The sequence below is a fragment of the Polynucleobacter sp. MWH-Spelu-300-X4 genome (assembly GCF_018687515.1).
GTDB lineage: Bacteria > Pseudomonadota > Gammaproteobacteria > Burkholderiales > Burkholderiaceae > Polynucleobacter.
On sequence record NZ_CP061294.1, the window covers coordinates 1,408,641 to 1,421,571 of the forward strand.

10 protein-coding genes are annotated in these 12,931 nt (G+C 39.3%); 1 reads left to right on the plus strand and 9 read right to left on the minus strand.

Annotated features, from left to right (window positions below; all coding sequences use genetic code 11):
• Positions 1-354 precede the first annotated feature (354 nt).
• Together ICV01_RS07230 and ICV01_RS07235 are read right to left on the minus strand one after the other, a co-directional pair.
• Positions 355-2,097 (minus strand): ShlB/FhaC/HecB family hemolysin secretion/activation protein, encoded by a 1,743-nt coding sequence (locus tag ICV01_RS07230; RefSeq protein ID WP_215287002.1) that lies wholly within the window; start codon positions 2,095-2,097, stop codon positions 355-357.
• Positions 2,098-2,122: 25 nt separating this feature from the next.
• Positions 2,123-3,205, minus strand: coding sequence for a LuxR C-terminal-related transcriptional regulator (locus ICV01_RS07235; RefSeq protein ID WP_215287004.1), 1,083 nt, complete (start codon positions 3,203-3,205; stop codon positions 2,123-2,125).
• A 105-nt stretch (positions 3,206-3,310) separates the two neighbouring features.
• Here ICV01_RS07235 and ICV01_RS07240 point away from each other — a divergent pair, with 105 nt between their 5' ends.
• The gene (locus tag ICV01_RS07240) at positions 3,311-4,183 is read left to right on the plus strand and encodes a peptidylprolyl isomerase (RefSeq protein ID WP_215287006.1); all 873 of its coding nucleotides are present in this window, start codon (positions 3,311-3,313) and stop codon (positions 4,181-4,183) included.
• Between the two features lie 62 nt (positions 4,184-4,245).
• Here the strand turns inward: ICV01_RS07240 and ICV01_RS07245 are convergent, their stop codons facing one another.
• From ICV01_RS07245 to ICV01_RS07275, 7 genes are all read right to left on the minus strand, one after another.
• Entirely contained in the window at positions 4,246-4,668 is a 423-nt protein-coding gene (locus tag ICV01_RS07245; protein ID WP_215287007.1) for a biopolymer transporter ExbD, read from the minus strand.
• Positions 4,658-5,323, minus strand: coding sequence for a MotA/TolQ/ExbB proton channel family protein (locus ICV01_RS07250; protein WP_215287008.1), 666 nt, complete (start codon positions 5,321-5,323; stop codon positions 4,658-4,660). Before ICV01_RS07250 ends, ICV01_RS07245 begins: the two co-directional genes overlap by 11 nt.
• Before the next feature lie 14 nt (positions 5,324-5,337).
• Positions 5,338-6,855, minus strand: coding sequence for an energy transducer TonB (locus ICV01_RS07255; RefSeq protein WP_215287009.1), 1,518 nt, complete (start codon positions 6,853-6,855; stop codon positions 5,338-5,340).
• 53 nt (positions 6,856-6,908) lie between these two features.
• Positions 6,909-7,604, minus strand: coding sequence for a response regulator transcription factor (locus ICV01_RS07260; protein WP_215287010.1), 696 nt, complete (start codon positions 7,602-7,604; stop codon positions 6,909-6,911).
• Positions 7,594-9,444, minus strand: coding sequence for a 7TM-DISM domain-containing protein (locus tag ICV01_RS07265; protein ID WP_215287011.1), 1,851 nt, complete (start codon positions 9,442-9,444; stop codon positions 7,594-7,596). The genes ICV01_RS07260 and ICV01_RS07265 overlap by 11 nt, the downstream gene beginning before the upstream one ends.
• Positions 9,445-9,545: 101 nt before the next feature.
• Positions 9,546-10,040, minus strand: coding sequence for an invasion associated locus B family protein (locus tag ICV01_RS07270; RefSeq protein WP_215287013.1), 495 nt, complete (start codon positions 10,038-10,040; stop codon positions 9,546-9,548).
• A 7-nt stretch (positions 10,041-10,047) separates the two neighbouring features.
• Complete coding sequence (locus ICV01_RS07275; protein ID WP_215287015.1) at positions 10,048-12,783, minus strand: autotransporter-associated beta strand repeat-containing protein; 2,736 nt, start codon at positions 12,781-12,783, stop codon at positions 10,048-10,050.
• Positions 12,784-12,931 lie beyond the last annotated feature (148 nt).

Below are 12,931 nucleotides of genomic sequence, written 5' to 3' on the forward strand. Positions count from 1 at the left end.
ACCCTGGGAGGCGCAATAAATAAGGCTCCCAGAGGATTTTAGACACCCAAAAACTGACACTTCCTGACGCTTTATTCTCAATAATTATTTCTAAAAAATAATTCTAAAAATAAGCGCAAATGACCACTTTAAATCCGGGCATGAAAAAACCATGGTTATCCCCCATAAAAGCCAATTAACTAGACCAGTTAAAAATGAGCTCTTTTTAGATCAATTCAAAAATAAAAATAGCCAAAATAAAACCCCTCAACGGAGGGGTTTACATAGATAAAAGGTTAATATTTTTGAAACTTTACTTTTTCTATTTTTATCTTAACCTGAAATGGTTGTTAACATTAAAAATCATTATAAAAATTAGAATTTATAGATACCTTGTAACCAGAAATAGTTACCTGCGCGGCCATCACTATTTTGTTTTACGTAATCAGTACTGTTATATCGGTAAAGAGGGTTGCTACCAACTGGGATAGCATAAAAACCGTTTACCGTAATACTTTGCCAAGTATATTTAACTCCAATACCGTAACCGGCCAAACTATAGTTATTAGCTGCCTTAAAGTATTGTGCATTTACTTGTTGGTAAACACTTTCTGATTTGTACTGTTGGACCCAACCTTTATCATAAAAAGCGTAACCAACAATCCCTTCTGGTAACTGTTGTTGAACCTCTAGGTTTAACATAGCGCCTTCGTCACCAGAACCTTGAGAGGATGGATAAGCTCTAACCCCGTTAGGACCACCTAAAAAGAAACGCTCTACCGTATCCAAATTATTAGCTGCGCGTTGCCCCGATAAAGTAGCCGTTAAAACAGTTTGGTCTGTAACTAATTGTTGATTACGGCTAAGGGAAAAATTGAACTTACTGTAATTAGGGCTTGTGTATTGGCCATAATTATTAGTGGCTGTTGTATCCCATAATGGATTTGTCCACTTACCTTTTGTCATACTTAAAGAGGCTGTGGAAATGCCACCACCCATCCAAGCATCATAGTGATTGCCTGAAAAACCCAAAGTCCAAGTCTTGACGTTATAGTCACTATTAGTAACTCCTGAAGTCAGGCTATTCACATAAGACTTATGGTCGTAGGCTAAAGTCGCATTAGCATTGGTCGTTTGACTACGCAACAATGGATAAGACAAATTCAACCCACTGGTTTTTGAAGAACCTAGGCTACCGGTAAATTCATTAACGGTGTGATACTTCATATCACTAATGGATGCGCCTAAACGTAAGCCGCTCTCATGAATCGGGGCACTATAACTAGCTTGAGAATAATCAGTTCCCTTTGTTTTAAATCCATTCAAACTTAATTGATCGCCAATACCTAATGGATTATTTAAACTAAGATTGACCATGCCCTGTTCTTGGCCAGTAGAAGCACTACCGTAATTACTTACCGTGACACTACCAGATATAAGAGGCGTACTCGCAGCCTTCACATTTAAAGCAATCTCACCATCATTCTCACCAGGCGCTAATTCTGTAGTAACAGCCATGCCAGGCATTTCATTGATGACATAAATCGCTTCTTCAATATCTTTTGTTTGCACAAATTGTCCAATACGATTACGGTAAAGAATGTATTTGGCTACCATGTCTTTATCAAAACGCGTCTCACCTTCCGTTTCCACATTCACAGCGCCCAACTTGGCCTCTAATACCTTAATGAGTACAACACCATCTGACTCAATTTTTTGTGGCGGAATAAAAGCTTGCGCTAAAAATCCTTTTGACTGGTAGTACTGAGCAATAGCATCTGCTGCTTTATTTAACTCAGTCAAATTCAATGTCTTATTTAACCAAGGTTCAACAACAGCCAGTAAATCTGCTTCAGGTAATAAAGTCACGCCCTCTAATCGGAATCGCTTGACATGTACAGTCACATCCGATGTTTCAGGAGCAGACAACTCTTGAGAACGTTTTTCTGGACCTGGCAACGGTAGTGCAGGCTGAGGAAGTTCACGCTCAATCCCTCGTTGAATAGAACCTGCTGTTGGATCATTCGGTTGAGCAGATCGCTCTGGCGCTGGAGTGACAGCCCAAACACCAGACATACTTAGGCCTACACATACAACAATAAAATTTCTAATAAACATAGTCGACTTCATAACAAAATAACCTTTATGACTGATTCTGTGAGGTGGTATCAGAAGCAATTTCAACAGCGGCAGTCGCAGTGGTAGCTACAGGCACTGATTCTTGTGGAGATCCCGCATCTATCTGCTGCAATGACAAAGTTAATTCCGGCAAGGTTTTCACACCTAATTTAGCTGTCATACGAGACTTATGAACCTTCACACTTGCTTCAGAGATCTGTAGCTCATCGGCGATCTCTTTATTCTTTTTTCCAGAAACTACCAAACGTAAGACCTCTAACTCTTTGGCTGTTAAATGAGAATCTTGTACAGAATCTGCTGAATTTTTATTTGCGTCAGCCGATACCGCATCTTTTTTTCGTTTAGATGAAACGCTTTGGTTTGCTATCCCAGAGGTTTTATTATTTTTTGTTGTGGCTGATAGATTTAACTTCAATACACCAGCAAATGTTTCTTGTTTTTTGATAGCCACATCAATTACCCACAACATTGGTAATGCCAATTGAATAACAAAAGAAATTAAAGCTACCGTACTCGGAACCAAGGTTTCTGGATGAACATAATCTTGACCGATACCTGCCAAAGCTCCTATTGCCAACACACCATAGATAGCACATTCTAAGCAAAGGATATACGTCATCAATAGCATCGGTGACAATTGAAGATCTTGACGTTGATCCCATAAATACTTAGCTGTTAATCCAGAAGCAACTCCCAAAGGCAACAAAACAATCGTTTCCAAACTACCTAGTGGCGCACCTAAAGAATGGCACCAGCTAAATAAAATACCCACAAAAACAATTGTTCCAAGCCCCAAACCTAAAAAGCGTTTGGTTAAGGCTGCACCCAACGATAAAGACATTGCAACAAAACGTGCTAAATAAGCTCCCAACACAAAAAGAACTGAAAGCACATAAAAATCAGCAACCTCACCAACTAAGCCACTAGCTAAAAGCAAAAACCCTAAGCCCATAAGTAGCTGATAGCCTAACCATGCCGCTTGCTCGCGAGATACTTTTCGACCTAATAAAAGAAAGTAGATAAGAGCTTGGCCCAAACTGGCCAACCCGGTTAAGTAAAGCACTGTTAATGTGTGAATGCCAAGCATCGCTAACCTCTTTATGAAATCTTAACCCAACAATTTTAACATCTTATAGTATTGATTTTTATGAATTTTATATAAAATAGCCTAACTTAATTACACAAAACTCTTATGAAACTTCCCGCATCTTTTATAAAGTCCGCACTCTTAACCACTAGTCTTTTTTTATGTAGCCAACTAGCCCTAGCTCAAACTGGCCAGACCAACCCAAAAGACAATGAAGCGACTAGCGAAACAACTAGTCAAGTACCCGCAGTTAACTTGTTACTCCATGGCATCGTTTTAGATAAGGATTTATTTGAATTTCGCTTACAAAACGCATTGCAAAATGGTCAAACAGACAGCACTGAATTACGTATAGCGATTCGAGATGAGTTGTATAACCGCGCCCTCCTAATGGAGCAGGCTAAAAATGCTGGCTTTACTAAAAATAAAAGCGTCAAATTACTCGCGCAAGAAACACAAGAAAATGTCTATATTGACCTTGTATTCCAGGAGTATTTGAAGAGCCATGCCGTAACAGACCGCTTATTAAAAGCAGAATATGATCGTCTAGTTAAAGAATTAAGTCCTCAAGGAGTTTTGGTCGAATACCACTTGGCAACAATCGCCGTCGCCGATGAAAAACTCGCCCAAGAAATTCTTGATAGAACTAAAACTGTCAGCTTTTCTCAACTAGCCACAGAATATTCTATAGATGCTTCTGCTAGCAATGGTGGCGATTTAGGCTGGGTGAATGTTGTCCAACTATCTCCTGCTTTAAAAGCGGCGTTACCGCACAAGAACCAACCTCACATCATTAAAAACCCCATACAAATTGGTAGAAACTGGCACATCATTAAGTTTTTTGAGCGCCGTGAAGGTAAACCTTCTAGCTTTGCCGAAAGCAAAGAGCGCCTAAAGCCAGCAGTTATCCAAAAGCTGCGCCAGGAACACATTGAGGAGCTGCGTCAAGCAAGAATCCAAGTGCGTGGAGAAAAATAAACTAACTTCCTGGAGTTGCAAAAGTACTATCCGTTAACACGTTAGCGCAATAACGATATCTCTCATTTCTTCTTGGTACTGTTACCGGATAGGGTTACAAAAGATAGTTTAGTAACGCCATTAGATTGCGCCAAAGCCATGATCTCTGCAATACGACCATACTCAGCCTTCTTATCCGCATGGATTTGTAACTGATAAGTCTTGTCAGAAGATTTTTTCTTAAACTCTTCCATCAACTCCTTATCAGTTATCGGACTATCTTGATAAACCAAAGACCCATCAGATAAAACAACCAACTGTACATTTTTGACGGGATCTTTTTGCGTCACGGCAGCAGTTTTAGGCAGATTCACTTTCATAGATTGAGGCACCATGAGTGGCGAGATCAAAATAAAAATTACCAACAAAACCAACATCACGTCCACCAAGGGAGTGACGTTAAGATCCGCCATCAAGCCATCATCAGCCCCACTTTTACTTTGCATTGTCTTCACCCGCTACTTTTTTAGGCTTAATCTGACGGCTAGCCAATCGAATAAAAGCCTCATTAAAAGTATCTAATTCAGTCGTTAAGATTTTCATCTTACGTAAAAAGTAGTTATAAAAAATAACTGCTGGCAAAGCCGCCGCAATACCAATCGCTGTAGCCACTAAAGCTTCACCAATCGGGCCCGCCACCATATCAATCGTAGCCTGACCACTCTCACTAATCGTACGCATTGCATTAATGATGCCCCAGACCGTACCAAACAAGCCAATGAATGGGGCCGTTGACCCAATAGAAGCCAACTCTGCTAAACCACGCTCATGACGGCGCAAGATTTTCTGCGTTTCCTGATGAAGCGGGCTTTCTAACGCCTCGCGTATATCTCCAGCATACTTTAAGGCACCGGTATTTTTACTATATTCATTAAAAACACTAAAACCTTCCTGGGCGATTAAGGCTAAATCTGACTGACTATCATCAGCAATCTTTTCGCCTTCCTTCCAGCTTTTAGCATTCCAGAATTCTTTATTAAATTCTTCGGCAACCAAAGCAACCTGCTTCATTTGCTTGTATTTCATAAAAGCAATTGACCAAGTTGCAATTGATACGAGTATTAATAATAAAAATACAGAATTAACAATCAAGGTATCCATAAATAACTTTCTAATTAACGATTTTTCAAACTAAATGTGATTGGCACTTTGATAACTTGACTAACAATCACGCCATTTTTTCTTGCTGGTGTAAATTTCCAACTCTTCACTGCATCCAATGCGGAATGATCCAAAGATTCATTACCACTTGACTCAGCAATCGTCACCCTATTCACAGAACCATTCTCAGCAACATCAACTGTCAAGAGAACTTTACCCTGAATCTTCATCTTAAATGCTAGCAATGGATAGGCTGGCTTAGGATTGCTTTGGGTTAGAGCTTTAGGCTCAGCATCAAGCGTTGGTGCGGATGCTGGCGCATTAGAAATGCTAGCACTCATAGAGCCACCAGCCCCCGATGCGGACGATGAGGAACCACCAGATGTTAGTGGTGCCGATGCAGCAGCTGAAGAAGATGGGGTCGCTGAGCTGGATGGAGGCGGGGATGATGCAGGAGCACTCGGCGCAGGTATTGATGGCGCCGCAGGAGTCGCTGGGGCTGGAGGAGGTGGCAAAGTACCATCCCTCTCCAATTTCTTAGGCTCAGGCAATTTCTCTTTTTGTTTTTGTTGCTTTTGTTGTTGCTCTAATTGCTTTTCTCGTTGCTTTTGCTCCTGAACTTCTTTTTGTTTTTGCCTCTCTTGCTCTCTTGCTCGATCCTGTTCTTTTTTCTTTTCTTGCTCTAAATCTTTAATTCTTTGACGCTCTCTCTCAAGCTCCCTCTTTCTCTCCTGCTCTAACTCTCTAGCTCTTTGGCGATCACGCTCCTGCTCTTTAACCCGCTCCAAATTAAGCTCTCGCTCTTTCTCTTTTTGCTTTTGTCTTTCACGCTCAATTTCTTTTCGCCTCTCCCGCTCCAACTCTAGCTCTTTATTTTTCTCCAAACGCTTAAGCTCGCGCTCCTTCATAAGCTGTGTATCAACATTTTCAGTTACCGACGATGTTTTAGGTACATCCTTCACAGGATTAGGTAAACCCTGCTCACCAGGCGATTGAGACAAGCCATCAGAAGCTGCCGGTGACCCCGATAACTCAATCATAAGGTCTGGAATTTTCTTACTATTTAATTCAGAAAAACTTAAGGCTAAAAAAAAGAGAATCGCATGAACTAATGCAACAAAAAGAAAAGTTTTTCTTGCATCTTTACTCTCATAAGAAAAAATTGCAACCCCACCATTAAATCTAACCTGATCAGAGTTAATCAACCAATACTGAAATTTATAAAACTGTCGAGCACAATAACTCAAGGGAGGACTGAGTTTTAAGGTAACGCATCCTTGAAGATTGATGAATTCTTTAGTGACTTTATTAAAAATCGGCAACAAAAATCTCAGCGAGTGAGGACATTGCCAATTAGAAAAAATACCGGCTAATTTATCTGGTAAATGGGTAAGGATCTGTTGACAACGACCTACAAAATCTAAAGCCTTTAAATGAATATGATTTTCAATAAAAACACTGGCCTTCACCATATACAAATTAATGGCTGACTTGATAGGGTTAATTGGCCGCTTCTTTTTCAAAAATTTCACATTCTGTTCAGTGACAACTTGATCGATGACTCTCAATTCGACTTGTATTTTAACTATTCAATAATGCAATCCACACATAACTGATAACCATAACCCCAAACTGATTTAATAACATCTTTTGCCATGGCTACTTCGGCAATTTTTCTCCGCAATCTGCTAATAATGGCTTCAAGTTGATTTTTAGAGAACTCGCCTTCTATTTTCCCCAATTTACTACTCAAAATATCTGTTCGAACTTTTCTCTCAGAAGATAAAGCAAGCATTTCGACAATAGTCAATTCATTTGAAGTTAGCTTTACTTCTACTCCAACTGGAGACTGGAGTATATTTTCTTTAGGCCGCAATCTCCATAGGCTGTCTCTTTTTGCAACCGGCTGTAATCTAATGAGTAAATTAGACATAGCTGCCAGCAACTCTTCTGGCTTAGCTGGCTTAGTAATATAAACATCTGCACCAGACTCGTAACCAACGACCTTATCAGCTCCAGTAATGCGAGCTGTCATCATGATGATGCCAATTGCAGGCTGTAGAGCCCTTACTCGCTTAGCAATACTTAGACCGTCTTCACCCGGCAAATTGAGATCCAAGATTAAGATGTCTGGAAGCCTTAGTTTTAGGGCATCATTAAGCTGTTCTCCACCATCCACGGCGGCCACATCAAAGCCCTTAGCCTGAAGAAATTCAGTTAATTGTTCTCTTAATAACTCGTAATCCTCAACAAGAACTACGTATGGATTTTCATTGACCATCTCGAGCCCACACAATTGAAAAATTAATCACATCTCCCTTAGCGTCATAAGTTAATTCAGCATTCATGAGATGAGCAATAGAACGACTTAACCACAAACCTAAACCCGTACCACGATTTTTCTGCGCCTTCTCTGAACGATAGTATTTTTCAAACAATTTTTTTTCATCCGGCAATCCAGAATACCCAGCTTGGTTTTTGATGGAAATAGCAGTTTTGAGATCATCCGATATCACTTGAACATCAATCGGCGAGTCAGCTTCAGCATACTTAATAGCGTTATCAATTAAATTAATAACAATCACCTTAAGCAAATCAGGATCAAGATCGACATAGACATTCTTGCTGCAATCCCAATGCAACCTGTTAGCGCCTTGCATTTCTAGCGCCAACTCTCTAAAGAAATCAGCCAAATTAGTATTCTTTTTTGAAACATAAATTTTCTCTTGATCTAAACGATCAACATCAATACATCTAGCAATCACCAAATTAATATCATCCATCGCCTTTGAAATATTAATTAGGTTTTTATCTAATGAAGGTGAATCTCCCTTCAACTTTGAAGAAATAAGGCTCACAGCCAGATCAACCACAGCTAAAGAGTTTTTCAACTCATGCGTCAACATACCCACAAGACGACCTTGATCTTCTCTACGTATTTGTTCTTGTTGCGCCTTACTTGATTCAACTAAGATTCTCTCAAGCTGCATTTCGCTTATTTTTTTAGCGCGGTACTGTAACAGTGAAAACAACATCAACCCACTTAATAACCCGTGAATGAAAAGAGCATGCAAACTAAACTCGACCGCTTTAATTAACCCCATCATAGGTAATAAAGTCACCAAGAGAATAAGTAGTAATAAGGTGTAATACGCCTTAATAAATGATTTTGGCAAGACAGCTCCCACTGGATTAACGGCATTAGAATCAAATCCATAATATGTGGTTATAGCAAGGAAAGTTGTAGCGAAAATCAAACTAGTAGCATTAAGTTGTAAGCCACTAGTCACATAACCCAAAGCGATCAAAATGAATGAAAAAATTGGTACCAATAAGAAAATCCACAATATCCATTTAAAAGATTTTTTAACCCCATATTCACTCAATAAATTGACATGTGAGTAAAGTGCAATTCCCACATAACTAACAATTAAATAATTGGTCACATCATTTAAATGATGTGGAGAAATTACATCATCAAAGATAGCTCGAAAAAACCCAAACATGGCTGCTGCATAAAAAATAGCAGCTAATTGAGTGATTGAAAACAACCCAAGCACTTTCTCTTTATTGAGGCTCCAGGCACTAATTAGCCAAACAAATAAAATGACCAAAAATCCCAGATACGAGAAATAAATTAGCTCTAATTTTCTATCTGAAGCCTCAGCGGTTGATAAATCTAGCGCCTCAGCATGAAGCATATAGGTGTGGGCACTTTTAACGCGCAAATAAACATCGCGGTCTAACGCTGTCTTTTTAATTTTAAAATTTAAGTTGAGTGACTGATATTCATCGTCAGACCATGCATGCATATCACCCGTCAAACGAGGCTTCAGCTTGTTATTTTGATCGAGTGGATCAAATAGCTCGATTTCATCCGTGTAACTAGGCCTCAATCGAAGAACCAGTGAATCATTGACTTCATTTAGCTGACCACCTTTTATCGTGAGCTTTAACCAGAAAGTTGAATGGCTATACCCTCCAGTTAGGATATCCTGATAAACGGAGAAGCTTTTGGTTTTAACTTCTTCAAAAGTTAATTGATTGCTAACATCTTCAAAATATCCTTGGGCAATCACATAATCTTTTTTAGCATTAGCAACTTGCATAGATAATGCCATTAGAAAAATTGCTATGTAATAGAGAATTTTTTTAGTCATAGTGACATTATGACTAAAAAGTGGTCTTTTTATTAAAAAACCACTAGTTAGGGTATTTAACGCTATTGCTTAATTTTCTCAAATACCGAATCAAAACCTGAGAAATCAAAGTTAATAACTGCTTTATTTGCATTAAAAGCTTGGTATTTAAGAACTAATGTCTTTTTCTTCTTCAAACTAGCTAGCATATCGTCAGTAAGTTTAATTTGCGTCACGCAACCAGTCTGATCACAAAACAAAAATGATAATTTCTTTTCCTCAAGCCCCTGAAGATCTAGAGTCAATCCTTCCGATATTAAAGCACCCAATGGCGTAACTAGAGTTAGAACAACTGCTTCATTTTGTGCAGTTCTTAACCCAACAGAAACCATTCTTTGTGACATAGACTTGTCATAGAACAAATGCTTCTCCATCACACACACCTTCGCCGATGAAGCAGTAGAAGAATTACAACTACTACTCCATGAAGAAATATATGCATCATGTTTTACATCAGCTGCGATCGAAAAAATAGGGTTCGCTAATACACACAATAAAAATAATAGTCGATAAATCATGGCTATTTTATAAACCTACTGTGTAAATCAACATACCAGATAATGAGCTGATACCTTTAAATTGATCTTGGCGATATGACCCACCAAGGTAAACAGATTCATTCTTTTCCAACATATAACTAAAACCAAGAGTGGCAAACGATCTTGTATGACGAGCGGCTGTTGATGGCGCCAAATTAAAACTACTTAAACCATAGATATTGCTCGTACCAGAATAACTTGGGTCATTGTGTTTGATGTCTGTATCAACACCCACTGAAGCAGAGTACTTCACTTTAGGATCCAAATTACCATCAAACTTAAGGCCACCATATGCCATGGTTGCCCATTGAGAATACTTGGCGTATGTCACTGGCACCTGGACAGATGCGCTTGCTGACTCTGCGTACGCTCCCATGCTACCGTTAACATTTTTAAATCCAATAAATGGAGAAACTACTGAATCAGGCACAACACGATCAAAACCATAGGCTAGCTCAGCCAAAGCAGCCACACCTTGATAGGATGTTTTCCCATGACCTGGCTCAGTATTTAGCAACTGCTTACGAGTAATATCAATGTTCTTATCAACATATGAGGCAGCTAACTTAACTTGCCATTCCGTGTTATTACCCGATGGGTAATACACACCAAAAATACCAAACATTGGATTAGAGTTAGATACTTTTACATTACCACCCTGTGTATGTAAGTCTTGATCAACCCAAGCACCAACCCTTAATGTTGGATCGACTCTATAGGCACCAATTAATAATGCTGAAGTAGTCATTGGGCTATGTCCATCAAAGCCATCTAGCTTGTTGTACACATAACTAATCCGCCCTCCCAGGTTCAAGCAAATATTATTTTCACCAAAAAGTGAGCAGTCATAATTAAGGCCATTCATTAACGCCGAGCTTTCGGATGCAAACACACTTCTTATTTGTTCATAATTATCATTTAAGCTAACAGTAGTATTAACGTAATCTGGGCCTAGCGTTAAGTAGACATTGTTATTGTCATAACTTAAAAAGTAACCCAATGTTGTATATGAGCTTAGATCTGTCGAGAATGTATTAAAGGTTCCAGACCGTCCTGATGATGTTACAAGTGTGTAACGTGTTGGGGTATAAGTCCCTGAAGACCCATTAACTGTTAATGTGCCATCAAGCGTTGCAGTTCCAGCAACAGCGAGCAAGTCGTTTGTCGTAGGAGTTAATCCTAAAAGTAAATTGCCCCCACTATTTTGAACATAAGCACCGCCCACTGATAACGTAGCTATACTGTTATTACCAGGGGATACTGTTCCTGAATTAGTTAGAGTTGTTCCAGTAGCACCAACAGTTCCATAGCCAGCAAGCGTTCCACCAGATGAAACTGTTGTGGAACTAACAATAGCAGCTGATGATTGATTTGAAGCATCGCCAACTATTAATGTACCGCCATTAATAGTCGTGTCACCAGTATAAGTATTAACGCCATTCAAGGTTTGAGTGCCGTTAGTTAAATTTACCCCCCCAGTACCCGACATTACCCCAGAAAAAATACCTAAGGCATTTGTGATAGTCAGCGTCTTTGAACCCAAGATAACAGAACCAGAACCAGTTAAAGCCTGAATAGACGTACCAGTAGTTGTGCCAGAAATATCAAACGTACCATTAGCAATAACGCCACTTGATGCGGCTATTGAGCCAGATCCAGTTAACGCTAAAGTTGCACCACTATCAATAGTAGTCGTACCAGTATATGTATTAATCGCTGTTAATGTTAGAACACCTCCAGAGCCAGAGTTTGTTACTCTTAAACTACCAGCTGCGCTTGAGTCATTTGCAATAACAGTATCTATCGTAGCAGTGTTACCACTTACATCTACAGTACCGTTATTACTTGTAATCGTGAATGTATACGTGCTACCTAACGATGTGCCATCTAGAACCAAAGTACCGCCATCAAATCTCGGATTTAAAGTCGTTCCCAAATTTGCCGCTAACTCATTACTCCCCACAATATCATGAGCCGTAGGAGCTGCCACATTAACTGTCAGGCCCTGCGGTGCATTTGCGCCCATGTAATCTAAATAAACATACCCCCAATGCCCACCAGCATTACAGTCTGATGCCAGCAATGCAAGTGTATAGTCATGTCCGGCTGTCACGTTAATACCATCAGCACGCCAACCAGAAACATAAACGCCATTTAGATTAGTAAAAAATGATGCAGTTGTTGCAGAGCTATATGAAATAGATGCCACATCGGTATTAGTAGTGTCATCATGAACTTTAATCACAAAATGATCTGAATCCGTTGGACCATGAGAACCCTGCAAAACAGCCAACCATGCCACATAAATAGTGGAAGCAGAATAGTTGGTTACGGATTGGCGAATAACGCTAACGGAAAAATTATTAGCGTTATTGTTAACTCTAACAGCATTACTTCCGTCAAATACAGGAGTTATATTGGTGTTGTTGGCCGCATTGTATTGAGTAATATACGTATCAGTAGTAGTACTGTTCACCACAGTCACTGAAGCATTAGATGAGTTTAATGACCACGCTGAACTAAATGGATCCAACGGCGCTAAAGAAGGTGTAGAACCTTGCCAAAGTCCACCATAAATAGACCAACCTGAAGTATCACCAGTCTCAAAACCACCATTGATGAAATCTGCAGCCTCTGCATATGTTGAGGGCAATAACCCACCCAAAACAAGAGCAACAACCAAAGGAATTGCTTTTACTTTTTTAAGTTGACGAGTAGACATAGTGATATTTTTCAGAAATTAATTGATTAATTAATGGCTATTAGCCTTAGGGCTAATTATTGCAATTAATTACAAACTATTACAATTAATTACTAAAAAATAGATGGATTAACCACGCTTTTTATAAGGGTTAACCCTTATTTATACT